Annotated in this window: 25 protein-coding genes; 12 read left to right on the top strand and 13 right to left on the bottom strand. The window is 69.3% G+C overall.

Annotated elements, in window-relative coordinates:
• Window positions 1-151 precede the first annotated feature (151 nt).
• Entirely contained in the window at window positions 152-1066 is a 915-nt protein-coding gene (locus ABDW59_RS08455) for a YihY/virulence factor BrkB family protein (RefSeq protein ID WP_343629218.1), read from the bottom strand.
• A gap of 124 nt (window positions 1067-1190) precedes the next feature.
• Here ABDW59_RS08455 and ABDW59_RS08450 point away from each other — a divergent pair, with 124 nt between their 5' ends.
• Entirely contained in the window at window positions 1191-1532 is a 342-nt protein-coding gene (locus ABDW59_RS08450) for a PRC-barrel domain-containing protein (protein WP_343629216.1), read from the top strand.
• Between the two features lie 114 nt (window positions 1533-1646).
• Here ABDW59_RS08450 and ABDW59_RS08445 read toward each other — a convergent pair whose 3' ends face one another.
• Window positions 1647-1997 carry a hypothetical protein gene (locus ABDW59_RS08445; protein WP_343629214.1) on the bottom strand — a complete coding sequence of 117 codons (351 nt, stop codon included), beginning with the start codon at window positions 1995-1997 and terminating at the stop codon, window positions 1647-1649.
• Window positions 1994-2122 (bottom strand): hypothetical protein, encoded by a 129-nt coding sequence (locus ABDW59_RS08440; protein ID WP_343629213.1) that lies wholly within the window; start codon window positions 2120-2122, stop codon window positions 1994-1996. Before ABDW59_RS08440 ends, ABDW59_RS08445 begins: the two co-directional genes overlap by 4 nt.
• 329 nt (window positions 2123-2451) lie before the next feature.
• On the opposite strand from ABDW59_RS08440, the gene ABDW59_RS08435 reads away from it, so the two are divergent.
• Together ABDW59_RS08435 and ABDW59_RS08430 are read left to right on the top strand one after the other, a co-directional pair.
• The gene (locus ABDW59_RS08435) at window positions 2452-2673 is read left to right on the top strand and encodes a hypothetical protein (RefSeq protein ID WP_343629212.1); all 222 of its coding nucleotides are present in this window, start codon (window positions 2452-2454) and stop codon (window positions 2671-2673) included.
• A 305-nt stretch (window positions 2674-2978) separates the two neighbouring features.
• On the top strand, window positions 2979-3194 hold the full coding sequence (locus ABDW59_RS08430; RefSeq protein WP_343629211.1) for a CsbD family protein: 216 nt from the start codon (window positions 2979-2981) through the stop codon (window positions 3192-3194).
• An 88-nt stretch (window positions 3195-3282) separates the two neighbouring features.
• Here the strand turns inward: ABDW59_RS08430 and ABDW59_RS08425 are convergent, their stop codons facing one another.
• Window positions 3283-4509, bottom strand: a complete 1227-nt coding sequence (locus ABDW59_RS08425) for an MFS transporter (protein WP_343629333.1) — start codon at window positions 4507-4509, stop codon at window positions 3283-3285.
• Between the two features lie 268 nt (window positions 4510-4777).
• Between ABDW59_RS08425 and ABDW59_RS08420 the strand changes: the two genes are divergently transcribed.
• From ABDW59_RS08420 to ABDW59_RS08400, 5 genes are all read left to right on the top strand, one after another.
• Window positions 4778-5206, top strand: a complete 429-nt coding sequence (locus ABDW59_RS08420) for a carboxymuconolactone decarboxylase family protein (RefSeq protein WP_343629332.1) — start codon at window positions 4778-4780, stop codon at window positions 5204-5206.
• Between the two features lie 140 nt (window positions 5207-5346).
• Window positions 5347-5616: a hypothetical protein gene (locus tag ABDW59_RS08415; RefSeq protein WP_343629210.1), complete on the top strand. Its 270-nt coding sequence runs from the start codon at window positions 5347-5349 to the stop codon at window positions 5614-5616.
• Window positions 5606-7462 carry a glycoside hydrolase family 19 protein gene (locus ABDW59_RS08410; protein ID WP_343629208.1) on the top strand — a complete coding sequence of 619 codons (1857 nt, stop codon included), beginning with the start codon at window positions 5606-5608 and terminating at the stop codon, window positions 7460-7462. Before ABDW59_RS08415 ends, ABDW59_RS08410 begins: the two co-directional genes overlap by 11 nt.
• 241 nt (window positions 7463-7703) lie before the next feature.
• Window positions 7704-7865 carry a DUF1328 domain-containing protein gene (locus ABDW59_RS08405; RefSeq protein WP_083525687.1) on the top strand — a complete coding sequence of 54 codons (162 nt, stop codon included), beginning with the start codon at window positions 7704-7706 and terminating at the stop codon, window positions 7863-7865.
• 63 nt (window positions 7866-7928) lie between these two features.
• Complete coding sequence (locus ABDW59_RS08400; protein ID WP_343629207.1) at window positions 7929-8477, top strand: hypothetical protein; 549 nt, start codon at window positions 7929-7931, stop codon at window positions 8475-8477.
• A 306-nt stretch (window positions 8478-8783) separates the two neighbouring features.
• Here the strand turns inward: ABDW59_RS08400 and ABDW59_RS08395 are convergent, their stop codons facing one another.
• From ABDW59_RS08395 to mltG, 9 genes are all read right to left on the bottom strand, one after another.
• Window positions 8784-9437, bottom strand: a complete 654-nt coding sequence (locus tag ABDW59_RS08395; protein WP_343629206.1) for a hypothetical protein — start codon at window positions 9435-9437, stop codon at window positions 8784-8786.
• Window positions 9438-9563: 126 nt separating this feature from the next.
• Window positions 9564-10193: an OmpA family protein gene (locus ABDW59_RS08390; RefSeq protein WP_343629205.1), complete on the bottom strand. Its 630-nt coding sequence runs from the start codon at window positions 10191-10193 to the stop codon at window positions 9564-9566.
• A 168-nt stretch (window positions 10194-10361) separates the two neighbouring features.
• Window positions 10362-10631, bottom strand: a complete 270-nt coding sequence (locus ABDW59_RS08385) for a hypothetical protein (protein WP_343629204.1) — start codon at window positions 10629-10631, stop codon at window positions 10362-10364.
• Between the two features lie 372 nt (window positions 10632-11003).
• Entirely contained in the window at window positions 11004-11756 is a 753-nt protein-coding gene (locus ABDW59_RS08380; protein WP_343629203.1) for an ankyrin repeat domain-containing protein, read from the bottom strand.
• A gap of 22 nt (window positions 11757-11778) precedes the next feature.
• On the bottom strand, window positions 11779-12564 hold the full coding sequence (locus ABDW59_RS08375; RefSeq protein WP_343629202.1) for a TatD family hydrolase: 786 nt from the start codon (window positions 12562-12564) through the stop codon (window positions 11779-11781).
• 32 nt (window positions 12565-12596) lie between these two features.
• Entirely contained in the window at window positions 12597-12992 is a 396-nt protein-coding gene (locus ABDW59_RS08370) for a PilZ domain-containing protein (RefSeq protein ID WP_343629201.1), read from the bottom strand.
• 64 nt (window positions 12993-13056) lie between these two features.
• Window positions 13057-14118 carry a DNA polymerase III subunit delta' gene (gene holB, locus ABDW59_RS08365; protein ID WP_343629200.1) on the bottom strand — a complete coding sequence of 354 codons (1062 nt, stop codon included), beginning with the start codon at window positions 14116-14118 and terminating at the stop codon, window positions 13057-13059.
• The gene (gene tmk / locus ABDW59_RS08360) at window positions 14112-14723 is read right to left on the bottom strand and encodes a dTMP kinase (protein WP_343629199.1); all 612 of its coding nucleotides are present in this window, start codon (window positions 14721-14723) and stop codon (window positions 14112-14114) included. The genes holB and tmk overlap by 7 nt, the downstream gene beginning before the upstream one ends.
• 37 nt (window positions 14724-14760) lie before the next feature.
• Complete coding sequence (gene mltG, locus ABDW59_RS08355; RefSeq protein WP_343629198.1) at window positions 14761-15729, bottom strand: endolytic transglycosylase MltG; 969 nt, start codon at window positions 15727-15729, stop codon at window positions 14761-14763.
• A 128-nt stretch (window positions 15730-15857) separates the two neighbouring features.
• On the opposite strand from mltG, the gene ABDW59_RS08350 reads away from it, so the two are divergent.
• From ABDW59_RS08350 to ABDW59_RS08335, 4 genes are all read left to right on the top strand, one after another.
• A complete protein-coding gene (locus tag ABDW59_RS08350) occupies window positions 15858-16835 on the top strand; it encodes a folate-binding protein (RefSeq protein WP_343629197.1) in 978 nt (325 codons plus the stop codon).
• Window positions 16832-17182 carry a DUF4936 family protein gene (locus ABDW59_RS08345; protein WP_343629196.1) on the top strand — a complete coding sequence of 117 codons (351 nt, stop codon included), beginning with the start codon at window positions 16832-16834 and terminating at the stop codon, window positions 17180-17182. The genes ABDW59_RS08350 and ABDW59_RS08345 overlap by 4 nt, the downstream gene beginning before the upstream one ends.
• Window positions 17182-18915, top strand: coding sequence for a YbaL family putative K(+) efflux transporter (ybaL, locus tag ABDW59_RS08340; protein ID WP_343629195.1), 1734 nt, complete (start codon window positions 17182-17184; stop codon window positions 18913-18915). Before ABDW59_RS08345 ends, ybaL begins: the two co-directional genes overlap by 1 nt.
• Window positions 18916-19027: 112 nt before the next feature.
• A complete protein-coding gene (locus ABDW59_RS08335) occupies window positions 19028-20308 on the top strand; it encodes a hypothetical protein (protein ID WP_343629194.1) in 1281 nt (426 codons plus the stop codon).
• Window positions 20309-20407: the final 99 nt, after the last annotated feature.

Raw genomic sequence — 20407 nt, 5'->3', positions numbered from 1 at the left:
GTATGGGTGTTGAGAGTCCGCCGCACCGCCGCCGCCGCACTGCGCGAGCGTCGATCAAGCCGTCGGGCTCAGCTGCGAGTCGGCAAGCGCCATACCTCCGAGATCAGCGCTGAGATCAGCGCCGAGATCAGCGCCGCCATCGGCATGGCGCTCAGCTGCCGCGCAACGCGTGCTCGGCGGTCTGCGCCGCCTGCTCCCGCAGGCTGTGGCGCTTGGCGAAGGCCCAGCTCAGCTCGGCACCCATCAGGAAGACCTGGGTCGAGTAGTAGACCCACAGCATCATGACCACCAGCGAGGCCGCCGCGCCGTAGGCCGAGCTCACGCCGCTGCGGCCGATGTAGAGCCCGATCAGCGACTTGCCCAGGCTGAACAGCGCCGAGGTGATCAGCGCGCCCACCCACACGTCGCGCCAGCGCACGGGGACGTCGGGCACCCACTTGTAGATGACGGCGAACATCACCGTGATCAGCGCATAGGCCAGCGTGCCGTTGAGGATCTGCGCCAGCAGCACGAAATCCTCGCCCAGCCAGCCCGTCCACCACTTGCTGGCCGCGGCCAGCGCGGCGCTCGCGACCATCGACACCATCGACAGGAAGCCCAATCCGAGGATCAGTCCCAGCGACAGCAGCCGCTTGCGCGCGAGCGTCAGCAGGCTGTGCCAGAACGGGCCGGATCGCACGGTCGGCGCCTTCCAGATGCGGTTCAGCGAGTTCTGCAGTTCGGCGAAGACCGAGGTCGCGCCGATCAGCAGCACCACCGTGCCGATGACCGCCGCCCAGCCGCCCTCGTCGGGCCGGTTGACGCGCTTGATCAGGTCCTCGACGGCCTTCGCGCCTTCCAGGCCCACCAGGCCGGAGAGCTGCTCCATCACCTCGCCGCGCGCGGCCTGCTCGCCGAAGACCAGCCCCGCCACCGCGATCACGATCAGCAGCAGCGGCGCGATCGAGAACAGCGTGTAGTAGGCCAGCGCGGCGCCCATGCTGGGCGCGTTGTCGTCGCTCCAGCCTTGCGCGGCCTCGCTGACGATCTCGACGGCTTCCTGAACGGGGGCTGGCAGTTTGATCATGCGGGGACGGGTCTCAGGAGTGGCGATATGCGTGCCGAGGCAAGGGAAAGTCCCGCGGCGATGGCGAAGGGCGCGGCACGCGACTTGCCTCGTCAAGCCTATCCCAACCCTTCCGGAGACTTCCATGGCAAGCACCACCATTTCCTCGGACCGCGTCGAGGGCACCAAGGTCTACAACGGCAACGGCGACAAGCTGGGCTCCATCGACAACCTGGTCATCGACAAGCGCTCGGGTCTCGTGCGCTACGCCGCGCTCGAATTCGGCGGCTTTATGGGCATCGGCACCGACCGCTATCCCATCCCCTGGAACATGCTCAAGTACGACACCAGCCTGGACGGCTACGTCGTGCCCTTGCGCGAGGACCAGCTGGAAAAGGCCCCGCGTTACGCGCAGACCGATCGCCCCGAGTACACCGACGAATATGGCCGCAAGGTCTACGACTACTACGGCGTCGCGTGGCTGTGATCGCGGCGTGATCGACGGAGCCGGAGCCCCGCGCGGGGCTCCAGGAACTCCAGCCGACATGAGAAAGCCGCCTCGAGGGCGGCTTCTTGTTTCAGCGAGGGACGAATCTGCGGATCAGTGGCTGTCGCCCGTGGCATCCTTCTGTTCTTCAGGGCGATGCGACACGACCGGCTTGATCGCGCCCGTGGCGATGAAGCGCGCATATTCGCTGCGCGGAATCACCGCGCTCAGGCGGGCGTCGTCTTCCTCCCATCCCAGCGTCACATCGTGCTCGTTGACCTCGACATGCACCGGACCCTGGCGAATCTCGATCAACGGACCGTCGCCGGACCGGTAGGTCACCTCGCCGCAGACGAAAGCCGACTGGCTCAACGGATGCTCGTCGACCGCGAGGCGCTCCTGCTCCGGAACGACGGCAGAGTCGTCGGCGGGATGGGTCGGGGGAAGTGGGGGTCGGGCGCTCATGGCAGGTCCTCCTGGCGGTCGTCCGGGGTCGGGCTGCGCTGGTCGTCCAGCCATTGCCACATCCTCACCATCAAGGCGGCCGCGCAGCAGGTCGCGAGGGTCGTCAACAGCAGCACGTCGTTCATGGGAGTACCCGGTCGGGGTTGCGATGAGGGCATCCTCGCCGCGGCCCGTTTCCCGGCGTAGCGGCGCCCGCCGCGAGCGACTGTAGGCGCAGTCCCACAGTGGCGCGACGAGACCGTCGGCAGCGTTGTGTGAAGTCCTGGAAAGCTCCCCGCGCGCGTGAGCGCGGCGTCAACGCGACATCAGGCCTTCCGTTGAACCCACAAGCTGTAGGACGTCCACGGACACGGAGCGACACCCGGCGCCGACACGGCGCACCGAGTTGCGCCTATGGGAACCGGCCCCACCGCCGCCGATAGTCAATGCAAAGGAACTCACCAGGAGAACCACCATGAGCCTCCTCCACATTTCCACCGAGCAAAGCCAAGCGACCTGCTTCGAGATCCGTTTCGAATCGCTCTTCGACGCCGGCCGAGGCATGTCCTTCCCGTGCGACCAGGAGGGACATGTCGACCTCGACAGCCTGCCCCCCCGCGCTCGCAACAACTACCTGTTCGCGCGGGCCATGGTCGGCAAGGATTACCTCCCGCCGGCGATTCGCATGACGCATTGATTCACGCGGGCCCCCCGCGCTTCTTAACTCCGGGCTTTCCCGCTTCTCCTTCCGCTTTCCTCCTCTGCTTCCTTCTCTGCTTCCTCCCCTGCTCTTGCGAGCTTTCGAGCCGTGCGCCGTCCTGACGGCCGCGGCTTTTTCTTCATCGGCGCGAAGGGTTTGGGGAATGGGAATTGGGAATTGGGAATGGGTCCGCGTCCTACAAGGATTGGCTCGCTCGTCCGACCTGCGGACCGAGATCGGCTCCATAGACTGAAGCCATTGATCAACACCCAACCGCGTTGGACGCGTGAAAGGAGTTCGCCATGAACTGGGACCGCATCGAAGGCAATTGGACGCAGCTCAAGGGCAAGGTCCGCGAGCAATGGGGCAAGCTGACCGACGACGACGTGGACGTGATCGCCGGCAAACGCGATCAGCTCTCCGGCAAGATCCAGGAGCGCTACGGCATCGCCAAGGATGAGGCCGACAAGCAGCTCGACACTTGGCAGAAGAGTGCCGACGACCGCTGGCTCAGCTAAGACCAGATCGGACGAGACAAGACCGGATCCTCCCTGTTGCCGCGCTTCACCCTCGGGGAGGCGCGGCTTTTTTGCGGGAGGACGGCGATCAGCGCGTGACGGCCGGCGTCGCTTCCTCGAAGCGGTCCACGGTCCGCAAGGGCTTGAACAGCGCGGCCCAACCCGCGACGACGCCCAGCGTGCACAGCGCGCCGGTCACGGCCGCGGGCACCGCGCCCAGCGCCGCGGCGGCGCTGCCGGCGCGGAACTCGCCGAGCTCGTTGGACGAGCCGATGAAAAGCATGTTCACCGCGTTCACGCGGCCGCGCATCTCGTCAGGCGTCGAGAACTGCACCAGCGCGCCGCGGATGTAGACGCTGACCATGTCGGCCGCGCCGGCCACGGTGAGCGCCGCAAAGGACAACCAGAAGGTCGTCGACAGCGAGAAGACCAGATTCGCCAGCCCGAACACGGCGACCGCCGCGAACATCGTCCGGCCCACGCGCCGGTTGAACGGGCGCAGGCTCAGATAGAAGCCGGCCGCGACCTCGCCCACCGCCATCGCGCTGCGCAGCGCGCCCAGGCCCTCGGGCCCGGCATGCAGCACCTCGTGCGCATAGATCGGCAGCAGCGCGACCACGCCCCCCAGCAGCACCGCGAACAGATCCAGCGAGATCGTGCCCAGGATGATGGGGCGGGTGCGGATGAAATGGATGCCCGCGCCGAAGCGCTGCCAGATACTTCCGGCCGCCGGATTCAGCGGCGGTGCGAAGCGCACCGGCACGCGCGCCACCAGCAGCGCGGTACCGACGGTGAAGCAGCCCAGGCAGACCAGGAAGGTGAGCCCCGCGCCGCCGAAGCCGTACAGCAGGCCGCCCAGGAAGGGGCCACCGATGCTGGCGATGCGCAGCAGCATGCTGTTGGCGGCGATGGCCTGGGCGAGCTGCTCACGCGGGACGATCTGAGGCAGCAGGCTCTGCAGCGCCGGGCCGGAGAAGGCCCGCGAGCATCCGAACACCACCAGCACTGCATAGATCCCCGTCACGCCCGCGCTGCCGTGTCCCGACAGCCACCACAGCGCTAGGCTGCAGGCCGCGCTGACGGCCCAGCTCGCGGCCAGGATGGGCTTGCGGCTGAAGCGGTCGATCAGATCGCCCGCCGGCAGCAGCAGGAGCAACATCGGAATGAACTGCGCCAGGCCGACGTAGGCCAGGGCCAGCGGCTCGCGCGTGAGGTCGTAGACCTGCCAGGCCACCACCACCGCCTGCACCTGCTGAGCGATCACGGCCGCGAGCCGCGCGATCAGGAAGGCCGCGACCCCTTGATGTCGAAAGATGCTGGGCTTGTCGGAGGACGGGGACGGCGAGGAAGTGCTGGGCGGGGTCACGGCGTGAGGGTCTGTTCAAGGCCTTCTTGGGCGGGCGCGGGTCAGTTTACCGACGGGCGCCGGCCGCGGGCCGCGCGAGCGCTCGCCGCTGGGCGGCTGGCGATGTCACAAGCGCGGAGGCTGAGTCGTCTTGTGTTTGTTCCCGCAACCCTTCTCGGAGCCTCTCATGACCCTTCGTTTCAAGCACGACCAGCTTTCCGGCGCCCAGTTCAAAGCCATGGCCGATCTGTCCGCCTCCAACCGCGACAGCAGCATCGAGCACGGGCTGCAGTGCCTGGTCGAGATCCGCGCCTCGCAGCTCAACGGCTGCGCCTTCTGTCTGGACATGCACGTCAAGCAGGCCACCATCGGCGGCGAGCGTCCGCTGCGGCTGCATCACGTCGCGATCTGGCGCGAGTCGCCGCTTTTCTCCGAGCGCGAGCGCGCCGCGCTGGCCTGGACCGAGGCGCTGACACGCATCCCGGAGGACGGCGTGTCCGATGCGCTGTACCAGCGCGTGCGCGAGCACTTCGACGATCGCGCCCTGTCGGACCTGACCTATCTGGTCGCCACCATCAACGCCTGGAATCGCCTCAACGTCGCCACGCGCGGCGTGCCCGGCACCTACGACCGCATGTACGGGCTGGACAAGGCGGGTCTAGCCTGATCACACAGAGAAGGTGGGCACGACTGGTTGATTTGTGCCGGTTCCCCTTCGCCAAGCAGCAGTTCGTGCGATGGGCGAAATGACAACGGGTTTCGAAGATCGCGGCTTCCGCTCAGAGAGCGCTTCTTTGGAACCTGCGCATGCACAGCTCCTCCCGTGACACCCGATGGCCGGCCTTGTCGGCCTTCTTCTTTGCCGCCCCGGCCCTGGCCGGCGCGCTGCTGCTGACCGCCTGCGGCGGCGGTGGCTCCTCGTCCAGCCCGCCGCAGGCGGACGTCCCCTCCCCCGCCCGCACCGCCCCGACCATCCCGGTGGCGCGCCAGTCGGTCTACGCGGCCAGCGGCGCCGGCTCCTATCAGGAAGCCCTGCAGAACTACAACCGGGTCGGCGAGGTGCTCCATGGCCAGTGAACCGCTGTTCAAGGAAAGCCGCATGCACCGCGCCGTGCGCTTCATCGTCGGCATGGCGCTGGCGGGCGCGGCATCCGCGATGCTGCTGACCGCGCCGGTCTGGTCCAACGTCGGCGACACCGTCGCCAACGCCAAACCCTGGGAGATGAGCACGGCCTACTCCACCATGGGTCGCTACGTCACCTACCGTGCGACGGTCGGCGGCCAGGTCAAGGAAGCCACCTTCGTCAGCGCCTGGTGGACGCAGGGTGACCGCCCCAGCTTCACCAGCAATGACGGCCCCTGGAAGATGGTCGGCGCGGCCAAGATCATCGACGCCGGCGGCAACGCCACCGTCGAGATCACCCCGCCCTGGTATGCCGCAACCGCCTACACGGGCGGCTCCGTCGTGTCGGTGAATGTCAACGGCGCGGTCCGCTGCTTCAAGGCCAAGTACTGGACTCAGGGCTACGATCCGACCCAGCAGGTCGAGCACGACTGGCAGACCCCGTGGGAAGCGCTGGCCACCTGCCCGACCGGCACGCAGACGCCGGCCGAGCGCCCCACCACCCCGTCCACGCCCGACACGCCCGTCCCCACGCAACCCAGCCAGAACCCGGTCGCCATCGACAAGCTGCCGCCCTCCCCGGCGGACAGGATTCCCACCGTGCCGGTGGGCACGCCGGTGGTACCGCCAGTGATCACCGGTGTCGCGCCCGCTTCGCCGGTGAAGGCGCCCGTGAACGCCGCCGGCAGCACCCTGCCGGCCGAGGGCTACTCGTTCCTGCGACAAGTGACCGATGCGGATTGGGACTGGCTGTTCCCGCTGCGTTCCGGCAAGTACGCGACCGACGGCGGCACCCGCAACACCGCGCCCTTCGCCAATCCGGACGGCTCCACCGACACCTTCACCCTGGCGGCCTTCCGCCGCGCGGTGCTGGAGTACAACGGCTGGGCCAAGGCCAACGGCCTGAAGCAGTTCCTGAACGAGGGCACGGTCAAGCAGCAGGCCCAGGAGTTCCTGGTGTTCTGGGCCAAGTCCTCGCGCGAGACCTCGGGCTCGTGGTCCGGCGCCCCCGCCCCGTGGATCCGCGACTACACCGACCGCTCGGGCGAGACGACCAAGGTCTGGAAGGGCGGGCTGTACTGGGTCGAGGAGGTCGGCTACTCGAGCAACGCGGACGGCAGCAGCGCCGCGATCGGTTATGTCGACTCGGGCTCGACGGACTTCCCGCCGGTGCGGGGCCGCTCGTACCACGGCCGCGGCGTGATCCAGCTGTCCTGGAACTACAACTACGGCGCCTTCTCGCGCTGGCTGTACGACAGCGGCATGATGCGCGACGTCATCACCGAGCGCGACACGCTGCTCAAGCGCCCGGATCTCGTCGCCTCCAACGGCGCGCTGTCCATCCTGTCGGGCGTGTGGTTCTGGATGACGCCGCAGGGTCAGAAGCCCTCGTCGCATGACGTGCTGTACGGGGATGTCTACAACATCTCGAAGGACGGCACCGACCCGGGTCTTCCTCAGCTGCGCGCGGGCTCGAAAATCAAAGGTCTGGGCACCGGCCCGGTGGCAGCCGGCGACACGAGCGACGAGTCGGTGATGGCCTTCCGCATCGGCAGCATCATCAACATCGTCAACGGCGGTCTGGAATGCAACGGCGCGGCCTTGTGGCACAACGGCCCGCCCCAGCGCGCCAGCTATTACAACGCCTACGCGATCTACTTCAACGAGAAGATCTCCGGCCTGAACGCCACCCGCGTGACCGCGGCCACCAACATCTGGGATGCGAAGGTCACCAGCGCCTCCCCGGAGGACGTGCAGAGCGCCACCTGCTTCAACGAGAAGTCCTATTACGGCTGGTAAGCCCAGCGTGAGCCACCCCGCTTGAACTGACGGCGACACGATCGCCGTTGCTGCCTCACCGCCCGCCGGCCACAAGCCGCCGGGCGGTTTCCTTTTGGTCAGCCGCTGGCGCGGTAGGCGCCCTCCTACATCGCATCGTTTCGCGCTCCGACGCGCTGTCGCGGCCAGGGACTGCCAGCGCGGGCCTCGTCCGTCCCTACAGTCAATTCCATCGCGGCACGTCGCCGCGCAGGAGACCGAGATGCTGCATTACGCCGTCGTCTTTTTCGTCATCGCCCTGATCGCCGCGCTGTTCGGCTTCGGTGGCATCGCCGCTGGTGCCGCCAGCATCGCGAAGATCCTGTTCTTCGTGTTCGTGATCATGGCCGTCGCGACCTTCGTGATGAGCCTGCTCAGAAAGTGACCCCGCTTTGACCCTGCCGGACGGCAGGGTCGCCTCCCCCGAAAAGAGAAAGAAAGGATTTCCATGACCAAGTCGCTCACCACCTCTCTGATCGTCGCCACGCTGGGCCTGTGCGCCGGCCTCGCCCACGCCGAGAACTTCTCCAAGGCGGTTTACGACGGTGCCAAGGACGACATCAAGAAGACCTACTCGGCCGACAAGGATGCCTGCGACAAGCTGTCCGGCAATGCCAAGGACATCTGCGTCAAGGAAGCCAAGGGCCGCGAGAACGTCGCCCTGGCGCAGCTCGAATACAACTACACCGGCAAGGCCAAGGACGAGAGCAAGCTGATCGAGGCTCGCTATGAAGCGCGCTATGACGTGGCCAAGGAACGCTGCGACGACCGCAGCGGCGAGGCCAAGGACCTGTGCACCCGCGAGGCCAAGACGGCCTACGAGAAGGCCAAGGCCGAGCACAAGATGAACAAGAAGGTGGCAGCGGCGGTCGATGACGCCGAGGAAGCGCGTGTCAAGGCCGATTACAAGCTGGCTTCCGAGAAGTGCAACACGCTGTCCGGCGACGCCAAGGACGTGTGCATGAACTCGGCCAAGGCTCGCTACAGCCAGCGCTGAGCTGAGGTCTCCCTTTCATCCCCGGCGGGAGGTGGCGACCGATCCAGTGCTTCGGTCGCCACCCCATCGTTGAACCGGCGGATCCGGGTCCAACTCGAACAACAGCCCGGATCCCCCTGTCGACATCTCTTTGAACGGCGCCTCCAGCAGGCGCCGTTTTTCGTTGCGGCACCTCCATGCGCTCGAGCACCCTCACGGTGCCGCGCTGCTTCTCCCGCTGATTCCCCGGCCGCGCCACTGAATGCCAGACGCAAGAAAGCCGGCGCGGCGGCCGGCTTCGACTGGTCGACGGTGAGACCGCTCAGCTCACCAGGTCTTCTGGAAGGACATGGCCACCTTCCCGCCGCCCGGCTTGAAGGTCAGCGAGGACTGCCCGCTCAGCTCCATCCGGAAGCCCTTGCGCAGATCCGCGTAGGGCTTGCGCGAGTTGAAGACCATGCCCACCCGCACCTGGCGGCCGTCGCGATTGCTCAAGCCCGGCACCCGGAGGTCGTCAAGCTGGGGGCGAGAGGCGTCGAGGAGCGAGGTCTGCACGAAAGCGTGGGAACGCGCGCCTGTCGGCATGGCCAGACCGATCAGGACACCCGAATCGCCTGCGGCGCCGGGGTGCAGGTTCTGATACGGCGTCGCATAGAGCCCGCCACCCGGCATGGCCGCGCGCTGCTCGACGCCGACGCCGACACGCAGATTGCTGCGGCTCCAAGGACGAGCCCACATCATGGTCTGCGTCGCCTGGCCGGACCGTCCATACCAGCCCGCGGCAGCGGCGCTCTGGTTGGCCGTGGCCAGCGGCTCGGCGCTGCTGCGCGTCACCGTGAAGCGCGCATTGGCGCGCTGTTCATCGCGCTGCTGACCACGGGCCCGATCGGCCAGACTCCGACCGCTGAGTTCCACCCGGTCGTCGAGCGAAGTCGGCGTCGCCGGCTCGGACGCCGGACCGGCCGTCGCGCACAAAGGCATGAGCGCGGCCATCAAGGTAGCGCAAAGCGCCGGCACCGCAGGGAGGGGCAAACCCGCCTGGGCGGGGCGGCCAGCTGAGGGATGGGAGAAGAAAGCGTTCATGACTCACTCCCGGGCTGATAAAGCTTAGGACGCGGGTTGGGACAGGAAGATTTCCATCCGACGATTGGCGGCTCTTCCGGCTTCGGTGGCATTGCTGACCACCGGTTGCCGGGCGCCGCGGCCTTCGACGAGCAGGCGTCCGCGTTGGACGCCGTGATGCACGAGGTACTCCCGGATCGCTTCGGCGCGGTCCAGCGAGAGCTGATCATTGAACTCCGCCGGCGCGCTGCTGTCGGTGTGACCGACCACGGTGATCCGGACGTCGCCGTCCAAACCCCGCGCCAGTTCGTCCAACACTGGTCGGATGGCCGGTTTCAGATCGGAGCGACCGGCATCAAAGCCGATGTCGGCGGGCAGGTTGAGCTTGAGCTGGTTGTCGGCGGTACGCGTCACCACCACGCCGGTGCCCGTGCTGGCCCGGGTGATCGCCTCGCGCTTTAATTCCAGGTGGCGGGGCCAGGCGTTCGGCGCCGACGCGGAGGTCGACGAGCCGTTCGTACCGCGAGCGCCGCTGCCGTCCATCGTGCCGCAACCGTTCAGGGTCACCAGCACGCCCGCCGCCAACATCGGCAGCGCGACGGCGCGAAGCCAGCGCCGGGTCTGCGAGGACCGCGCCACGGCGGCCGGATGGAGTTGGAAGGGGCTTCGGCGCATGGGGTTCTCCTGTTCGGCTCAGCGTCGGACGGTCTTTCGGGACCTTGTGGAAGCCATGCTAAGGAGGCGGACATGCGCCGGGTGTAGTCGGTCGGCGGAAGCGGGAGTCAGACGCCGCCGACAAACGCGACGGTCAGCGGCCCGATTCGCCCGATCGACCAGGAGATGTCAGACGCCGATGGCGCCGTCGGTGATCGCCGGCTCGTCGTCCAGCGGGAGCAGGTCTTCCTCGCTGAGCTCGGCGGCGTCGATCATCTCGTCGAAGCTGGCCTGATCGCCGGCGCCGCGATGCGCGATCAGCGGCTTGTCCAGCGGGCGGTAGACGCGGCTGCGCAGACGCGCCAGGCGCTCGGAGCAGGCGACCTCATGAGCGACGCGCTCCGGGTCCAGCAGCATCGCGAAGGGGTTGGCGGCGAAGTCTTGGGTCGAGGTCAGCATGTCGGTCTCCAGAGGAAGTCCAGGGCCACGAGGGGTCCGGCGAGGTGTGCCGGCATGGGATGAACTGTAGAGACCGGACCGGGGCCGCAACAGTCGGCGTCCGGACAAACCGCGTGTCAGACGGATTCCTAGGGAGTTGCCAGCAGGCGCCGCACAGCGCCACCCGCCATCCGCCGCGAAAGGCCGAAAGGCCGAAAGGCCGAAAGGCAGCGAATCGTGCCGGAGGCCGGATGAGCCGGTGCCCTCCGAGCGATTTGCGGAGACTGCGTCGCTGTGCGGCGCAGGCGGAGCGTATGAGCGAGCGGGGGCGCCGGCTCAGCCGGCCGACTGCTCGGTCAATCGGCGGGTTCAGCGGCGGGTTCAGCGGCGGGTTCAGCGGCCCGATTTGGCCGGCGCGGCGCCCTTGGGGGCTTGCTTCGCGAGCTTGTCCAGCCGCGCGGCCAGCTCGTCCTGCCCGGCGCGGCGGGCGAAGTCGGCCGCCGTCATCTGGTGGTCGTTGCGCAGGGACGCGTCGGCGCCAGCCTCGATCAGGATGTCCGCTCCGCTGAGCCCGCCATAGCCGGCGGCCATCATCAGCGGCGTCGTCCCGTTGGGCGAGCGGGCGTCGATGTCGGCGCCGCGCCCCAGCAGGAAGCGCACGACGTGTTCGTTGGGGCCCGCCGCGGCGTAATGCAGCGCCGACCAACCGGCGTCGTTGACCAGCGCGCCGCGCTGGACCAGCTGCTTCACCAGGTCCAACTGCCCTCGGATCGCGGCCAACATCAGCGGCGTCTCGCCTGCCTGGTTGATCGCATTGACGTCGACGCCGGGGCTCTTGAGCAGCGCCTCGACGGCTTTTCCGGAGTCCTCCCGCACCGCCACATGCAGCGCCGTGTTGCGCTGGGCGTCGCGGACATTGGGATCGACGCCGGCCAGCAGCAGCGACATGACGACGCCCGCATGGTCGTTGCGCGCCGCGACGTGCAGTTCAAGCGACGCCGCGGAGGCGGTGGCCGACGAGGACGCCGCCCCGCCCGGCCCTGCCGGGCCCGGGCCGCTCTGCGCCGAGGCCGAGATGGTCGTCGCCCAGGCCAGCGCCATGGCGACTGCCAAGGTCGCCCGCTTCGACGCCGGGGTCATCGCCATCCGCGCCATCGCCACTCCCTTCTCAGACGGTCTCGGGCAGCTTGAACAGCCGCCGCGTGTTCACGGTGCATTGCTCGGCCAGGACCTCGACCGGCACACCCCGCACCTCGGCGATGAGCTTCGCCACATGCGGCACGTAAGCCGGCTGGTTCAACTTGCCGCGGAAGGGCACGGGCGCCAGATACGGGCTGTCGGTCTCGATGAGGAGGCGATCGGCGGGGACCATCTTGGCCACCTCGCGCAGGTCGGCCGCGTTCTTGAAGGTCACGATGCCCGAGAACGAAATATGAAACCCCAGATCCAGCGAGGCCCGCGCCACGTCCATGGTCTCGGTGAAGCAATGCACGACGCCGCCGGGCTCGCCGGCCTGCTCCTCGCGCATCAGGCGCAGCGTGTCCTCGGCCGCCGAGCGGGTGTGGATCACCAGCGGCTTGCCGGTGCGTCGCGCCGCGCGGATGTGGTTGCGGAAGCGCTCGCGCTGCCACGCCATCTCCTCGATGGTGCGGCCGTTGAGGCGGTAATAGTCCAGCCCCGTCTCCCCGATGGCCACGACCTTGGCATGCGCCGCGCCGGCGACCAGCTCGTCGACGCTGGGCTCATGGACCTCGTCGCTGTCCGGGTGCACGCCGACCGTCGCGAACAGCTGCGCATGCGCGTCGGCCAGTTCGCGGACCTCGGGGAACTCCTCCATCGTCGTGCAAATGCAGACGGCCTGGCGCACTTGCGCCGCGTCCATCGCGGCGAGCAGGTCGGGGAGTTGGGACTTGAGCTCGGGGAAGCTCAGATGGCAGTGGGAATCGATGTACATCGGGACAACTCGGCCGGAAAAGTCCGGCGCGCTCAGATCGTCTGCGTCGGCTTGGCCGAGGAGATCGCCGTGCCCAGCAGCTCCTCGATCTTGAGCTTGATGAGCCGGGTCTTCTCGTCGCCGGGGAAGCGCACACCCACGCCCTGGGTGCGGCCGCCCGAGGCGTTGGCCGGCGTCAGCCACGCGACCTTGCCGGCGACGGGATAGCGGTTGGGATCCTCGGGCAGGGTCATCAGCAGGTAGATGTCCTCGCCGAGCTTGTAATCCCGGTTGGTCGGGACGAACACCCCGCCCTCCGAGAAGATCGGGATGTAGGCGGCGTAGAGCGCGCCCTTCTCCTTGAACACCAGCTGGATCACGCTGGGCCGGGCGCCGCCGGCCGGGGCCGGCACGGGAGCGGAGGCGGGAGCGGGCGTCGTCGGGGTCATGGGGTTGGGAGAGGATGGGTGGGTCGAACGGTGGTCGAGTCTACTCGGGCGACCGGCGCCGCGATCAGCGGGCCGGGCGCATCGCCTGCTGGCCCTGCGCCACCAGGGACTCCATCAGCAGGCCCGCGTTGAGCGGATGGTCCGCATGACGAGCCGCGTCCTGCAGCACCTTGGCCCAGCGCTCCAGCGCCGCGCGCACCGCCGGGAGCTTGGGCAGTGCATCGCGCGGGAAGTACGCCGGCGCCGCGCCGTGGGCGATGCGCATCAGGTCGTGAACCAGGCGCTGCATGGCGCCGATCGCGCGCGGCACCGGCCAATCGGTCAGCGCCACCGCCTCGCCACGGGCAATGCGGCGCGGCAGCTCCAGCCAGGTCTTGGCGGCGATGCCCTCCTCGCTCCACTGCAGCGCCTCCTGCGGACGGCCGCCGACAGCCGCGAGCAGCACTTCCGGCTGGTCGACGCCACGCCCGCCCAGCCAGGCCAGGGCCTGTTCGCGCGACGGGAGCGCCATCTGCAGCGGCTGACAGCGGCTGCGGATGGTCGGCAGCAGCTGCTGCGGGGCGGCGCTGGCGAGCACGAATCGCAGCAGGCCCGCAGGCTCCTCCAGCGTCTTGAGCAACGCATTGGCGGCGATGGTGTTCAGCGCCTCGGCCGGATAGACGACCACGACCTTGGCCTTGCCGCGCGCCGCGCTGACCTGCGCGAAGGACAGCATCTGGCGCACCGCGTCGATTTTGATCTCGCGGCTGGGCTTGGCTTTGCTGGCCTTGGCCGTGCCCTCCTCGCCCTCCATCGCGCCGAAGCCCAGCGGCTCGCGCAGCGCCTCGGGCAGCAGCACCTGGAAGTCCGGATGCGAGCGCGAACGCAGCAGATGGCAGCTCGCGCAGCGGCCGCAGCCGGGTTGATCAGTCGAAGTCCGCCCTTCGCAAAGCCAGGCCTGCGCCAGCAGCAGCGCCAGGTCGAACTGGCCGACGCCGGCCGGCCCCTGCAGCAGCAGCGCATGGCTGCGGCCCTGCGTCAGCGCCTGGTGCAAAGGGGTCGCCAGCCAGGGCAGCGGCAGCGCGCCGCCGTCGGCCAGCGCGATGTCGGTGTCGGCGCCGCCGCTGATCGCGGATTCGCTCACCATCCCCGCTGCTCCAGCGCCGCGATCACCTGCGCGCCGACACCCTCGATGGAGTCGCTCGCGTCAATGCGCACGAAGCGCGACGGCGCCGATTCCGCGCGGCGGCGGTAGGCCTGGCGCACACGGTCGAAGAAGTCCAGGTCCAGCTGCTCCAGCCGGTCCGCGTCACGCGCCTGGGCGCGTCGCTGCGCGGCCACCGCCGGATCGACGTCGAACCAGAAGGTCAGGTCGGGCTGCCGGCCGTCCAGCACCCATTGCTCCAGCGTCTGCAACACCGACCAGTCCATGCCGCGCCCACCGCCCTGGTAGGCGAAGCTGGCGTCGGCGAAACGGTCGCACAGCACCGTCTGGCCCAGCGCCAGCGCCGGCGCGATCACGCGTTGCACATGGTCGCGGCGCGCGGCGAAGACCAGCAGCGCCTCGGTCAGGCCGTCCATGTCGCGGCGCAGGAAGAGCTCGCGCAGCGATTCCGCCAGCGGCGTGCCGCCGGGTTCGCGCGTCTGCACGAGCGCCGCGCCGCCGCGGCGCAGGTGCTGCGCGACGCGCTCGATGTGGGTGGACTTGCCGGCCCCGTCGATGCCCTCGAAGGTGATGAATCTGCCGCTCACGCGTGGAAGCTCTCTGAAAAAGACGCAGCGCGGACGCTCAGCGGCCGCGCTGGTATTTGTTGACCGCGCGATTATGCGCGGCCAGGTCGTCGCTGAACTGGCTGGTGCCGTCGCCGCGCGACACGAAATACAGCGCCTTGGACGGCGTCGGATGCAGCGCCGCCTGCAGCGCGGCCAGCCCCGGCATCGCGATCGGCGTCGGCGGCAGCCCGCCGCGGGTGTAGGTGTTGAACGGCGTGTCCGTCAGCAGATGGACCTTGCGCAGATTCCCGTCGAAATCGGTGCCCAGGCCGTAGATCACCGTCGGGTCGGTCTGCAGCGGCATGCCGACCTTGAGCCGGTTCACGAACACCGCCGCCACCAGCCCGCGATCCGCCGCGGCGCCGGTTTCCTTCTCGACGATGGAAGCCAGGATCAGCGCCTCGTCCGCGTTCCTGAGCGGCAGCCCGTCGGCGCGCCCGGCCCAGGCGCTGTCCAGCCGCTTCTGCATCAGCGCATGGGCGCGGCGCAGCACGGTCAGGTCGCTCACGCCGCGGCTGTAGGCATAGGTGTCGGGGAAGAAGCGGCCCTCGGGCGCCTGACCCGGCGCGCCCAGCGCCGCCATGACCTGCTCGTCGCTCATCGCGGCCAGGGTCTGCTTGAGCGCCGGCGCCGCCGCGATCGCGGCGCGCAGCTGGCGGAAGTTCCAGCCCTCGATGATGCGCAGCTGCTCCAGGGTCTGTTCGCCCTTGACCATCTTGTCCAGCAGTTCGCGCGGCGAGATGCCGGCATGGACCTCGTAGCTGCCCGCGCGGATCTTCTTGGACTGGCCCGACCAGCGGAACCATTCGTACAGGAAGCGCGGATCGGTCTGCACGCCCGCGGCGACCCAGGCCTGCGCGACCTGCAGGGGCGCGGTGCCGGGCTCGATCGAGAGTTCCACGCTGGGCTTGGCCAGCATCAGCGGCTGCTGCAGCCACCACCAGCCCGCGCCCACGGCGCCGGCGGCCAGCACGGTCACGGCCACCAGGGCCGACAGCAGCCAGCGTCCGATCCGGCCGCCCTGCCGGCGCGACCCGTTCTTTGATCTTTTCTTCGCGCGTACCAAGACCCGACGCCTCTCAAGTAATGCGGGGGCTGATGATAATCGGCCCCATGATCGAAGACCTCCACCATGCATCTCCCGCCGTCCCGGGTTCCGCCCTGGGCGCCGTCCGGTTGGCCGACTGGGGCGTGATTCGCGCCCAGGGCGAGGAATCGGCGAAGTTCCTGCACGGCCAGCTGACGCAAGACCTGGCCCTGCAGACGACGAAGCAGGCCCGACTGGCGGGCTTCTGCTCGGCCAAGGGCCGGCTGCTGGCGAGCATGCTGGCGATCAAGCCCGACGACCAGTCCGTGCTGCTCGCGCTGCCGGCCGAGGTGCTGCCCGCGACGGTCAAGCGCTTGTCCATGTTCGTGCTGCGCGCCAAGACCAAGCTGAGCGACGACAGCGCCGCCTGGGCCGTCTGGGGCCTGTCCGGCGTGCCGGCGCGCGAGTGGCTGGGCGAGGCCGCCCCGGCCGAGGTCTGGTCGGTGGGCCGGCTGGCCCTGGCCGACGGCGCCCAGGCCTTCGCCACGCGCCTGCCGGACGACGGCGTCACGCCGCGCTTCCTGCTGCTGCAACCGGCCGGCGCTCAGGCGCCCGCGTTGCCCCTGATCGATCCGGAGGAATGGCAGGGGCTGGACGTGACCGCCGGCCTGACCTGGATCCGCGAAGGCACCGTGGAGCAGTTCGTCCCACAGATGATCAACTTCGAACTGATCGGGGGCGTGAACTTCCAAAAGGGCTGCTATCCGGGCCAGGAGATCGTTGCCCGCAGCCAGTACCGCGGCACGGTCAAGCGACGCACGCATCTGTTCTCGCTCGACGGCGTCGATGCCGACGCACGGCCCGGTCAGGAGATCTTCCACAGCGAGGACCCCGAGCAGCCGGCCGGCATGGTGGCCGGTTTCGGTCGCCAGGAAGGTCGCCCGCTGCTGCTGGCCGAGGTGAAACTGGCCGCGCTGGAATCCGGATCGCTCCACCTGGGCAGCCCGCAAGGACCGCTGCTGAGCCCCCGTTCCCTTCCCTATCTCATTGGAGCCCCTGAATGACTTCCTCGCCGCCCACGCGCACCGTCCATCCTGTCGACCGCTCGACCGCCGCGGCCATTGACACCGCCGCGCCGATCGAGCTCTACGTCTATTACAAGGTCCACGCGGACCAGCTGGCCGCCGCCCAGGCCGCCTTCGAACAAGCCCGTGAGGGCCGTCCGGTGCGGCTGCTGCAGCGCCAGGACCACGATCCGGTGTTCAGCACCTGGATGGAAATCTACGGCCCCGGGCTGCCCGACGCGGTCGCCACGGAGCAGACCATCGCCGCCGCCCTGAGGGACTTCGCCCAGGGTCCCCGCCACCGGGAGGCCTTCACCGCCGTCGCCGGTCTCGGGGAGGCGCGTTGATGGAACACAACGTCTCCCTCATTTCGACGCTGGCCGCGGGCTTCGGCCTGGCGTTGATCTTCGGCTTCATCGCGGAACGCGTGAAGCTGCCGGCCCTGGTCGGCTACCTGGTCGCCGGCATCGTCATCGGCCCGGCCACGCCGGGCTTCGTCGCCGACGTGGGCATCGCCGCCCAGCTGTCCGAGATCGGCGTGATGCTGCTGATGTTCGGCGTGGGCCTGCATTTTTCGCTGGGCGACCTGATGGCGGTCAAGCGCATCGCGCTACCCGGCGCCATCGTGCAGATGGGCGCGGCCACGCTGCTGGGCATGGGCCTGGCGATGTGGTGGGGCTGGACGACCGGCGCGGCGCTGGTCTTCGGTCTGTCGCTGTCCTGCGCCAGCACCGTGGTGCTGCTCAAGGCGCTGGAGGCGCGCGGCACGCTGGAGTCGGTGAACGGCCGCATCGCGGTGGGCTGGCTGGTGGTCGAGGATCTGGCCACCGTGCTGATCCTGGTGCTGCTGCCCCCGCTGGCACCCGTGCTCAGCGGCGCCGCCGTCGACGCGAGTTCCAGCGCCCCGCTGTGGCGCACCATCGCCGAGACCCTGGCCCAGATGGCCGCGTTCGTCGTGCTGATGCTGGTGGTCGGCCGCCGGGTGCTCCCTTGGCTGCTGTGGCAGGTGGCGCGCACGGGCTCGCGCGAGCTGTTCACGCTGATGGTCATCGCGGTGGCGATCGGCATCGCCTACGGCGCGGCCGAGCTCTTCCACGTGTCCTTCGCGCTGGGCGCCTTCTTCGCCGGCATGGTGATGCGCGAGTCCGAGTACAGCCACCGCGCCGCGCAGGAGTCGCTCCCGCTGCGGGACTCGTTCTCGGTGCTGTTCTTCGTGTCGGTGGGCATGCTCTTCGACCCGATGACGCTGGTGGAGCAGCCGCTGCATCTGCTGGGCGTGGTGGCCATCGTCATGATCGGCAAGGCGCTGGCGGCGACGCTGCTGGTGATCGCCTTCCGTTATCCGCTGAACACGGCGATGACGGTGTCGGCCAGCCTGGCGCAGATCGGGGAGTTCAGCTTCATCCTGGCCGGACTGGGCCTGCAACTCGGTCTGCTGCCCAAGGCGGGCATGAATCTGGTGCTGGCGGCGGCGCTGATCTCGATCGCGCTGAACCCGGTGATGTTCGCGATGGTCAAGCCGCTGCGCAGCTGGGTGCTGGCGCGCTCGTCCTTCGCGCGCAAGCTCGAGGCCCGCGACGACCCCTATGCCGAGCTTCCGCAGACGACCGACCGCCAGTATCTGGAGGGTCAGGTGGTGTTGGTGGGCTTCGGCCGAGTGGGTCGCCGGATCGCGGACGCGCTGCAGGAGCGGCAGATCCCCTTCGTCGTCGCCGAGCAGAGCCGAGAGACCGTCGAGGCGCTGCGCAAGCGCGGCATCGCGGCGGTGAGCGGCGACGCGGCCGATCCGATGGTGCTGGTGCAGGCGCACATCGCCAACGCGGCGATGCTGGTCGTGGCGACGCCCGACTCGATGCGGGCGCGGCAGATGGCCGAGACGGCCCGTCAGCTGAACCCGGGCATCGAGATCGTGCTGCGCACCCATGGCGAGGACGAGTCCGAGCTGCTGCGCAAGGAGCAACTGGGGACGGTGTTCTACGGCGAGGAGGAACTCGCCAAGGGCATGAGCCGGCATGTGCTGCAGCGCTTCAACGCGCCCCTGCCCGAGGACATCGCGCCGTTGATGGGCTCCGCGCATTGAGCGCGCCCCGTCGGCGATGACGCGAACTCATCGCCCCTGACCGAGATGCCGGGCCCGCGCGCCCGGCATCGCTTCATCCGGCCTTTACATCGCACGCTTAGCGTCGCCGCCCATGATCGATCGCGCGTCCGTCCGTTCCGCATGCTCCGCCTCCCCTCCGGCTGACCGACGCCCGCGCGGGCCGGGCACGGCGACCGCGCCAGTCGCCGCCAAGCCGCGTGCATCCCTGCTGGGCGGGCTCGCGCTGGGTCTGACGCTGATGCTGAGCGCCTGTTCCAGTCCGCCGAAAGCACGTCTGGAAGAACAGCGGCAGCAACGCGACTTCGCCGCCAGCGGCTACGCGCCGTCGATCGCGGCTGTCGAGATCCAGGCCATCAACTGGCGCCTGCGCGGCGAGGACGTGCGCCTGAGCGTCACAAGCGCGGGCGGACTGGGCGGAACGCCGCGACCGGTGGTGCTCTACCTGCCGGGCCTGGGCGAAGCGGAGACCGCCGGCCTGCGCTGGCGCCGGGCCTGGGCGGCCGCCGGCTACGCGGTACTGACGGTGCAGCCGCTGGAGGAGGACGCAGCCGCCTGGTCCTCGGACCTGGCCCGCGCTGCGGAGTTCAACGAGCTCGGTCGCCGCCATTACGCCGAGGCGGAGATGCGCAAGCGTCTCGCGCGGCTGGACGTCCTGCTCGCCGAGGCGCAGCGCCTGGGCCGTCAGGGCGAGGCGCCGTGGCGCGCGCTGGATTGGTCGCGCGCGGTGGTCGCGGGCTATGAGCTCGGCGCCCAGTCGGCGCTGGCCCTGGCGGGCGAGCGGCAAGCGGACGGCAGCGTGCTCGCGCTGAAAACGCTGCAAGCGCGCGCGGCCATCGTGATCAGCCCGCAGGTGATGAGCACGCCGGACCCGGAGCGCTACCGCGCCCTCGCGGTGCCGGTACTGAGCCTGACCGGCCCCGATGACGGCGATCTGCTCAACATGGTCAAGGACGTGCGCTGGCGCGAGGCGCCCTTCCAGGCGATGCCGGCGGACCGGCGCTGGCTGCTCAGCGTCCCCGAGGTGCCTCACGCGGCTTTCGCCGGCAACGATCCCCGCCCGGAGACCGAAGCCGAGGCCAACGCGCGCCGCCGCGCGGAGGCGGGCGACGGCCAGTCGCAGGGCCGCCGCGGTGGCGGCGGACGCGGCGCTCGCGGCCAGGAAGGGCCGACGCGGCTGGCGCCGGTCCCGGCCGTGCCGGACTACCGGCGCCTGCACCAACAGCAGCTGGGCCTGATCGCCGCGCAGCAGGTCAGCGTGGCCTTCCTCGATCTTCATCTGAAGCAGTCCGACGCGGCCCGCGCCTGGCTGGCCGGGCCGGCGCAAGCCTGGCTCGGCCGGGTCGGGACGGTGAGCGGCGCCACCGCCCGATGAGCGGCGGGCGGTGAGCCGCGGCCCAGGTCAACGCGTCGGTCTGTTCAAACGATGACGCCCTGGCCTGCGATGCCCTCCCGGGATTCAGGCCAGACGGGT

It is taken from the genome of Roseateles sp. (assembly GCF_039595295.1).
Lineage (GTDB): Bacteria > Pseudomonadota > Gammaproteobacteria > Burkholderiales > Burkholderiaceae_C > Roseateles.
Note: the sequence above shows the minus strand (reverse complement) of the source record. Positions and strands in the feature narration are given on the sequence as shown.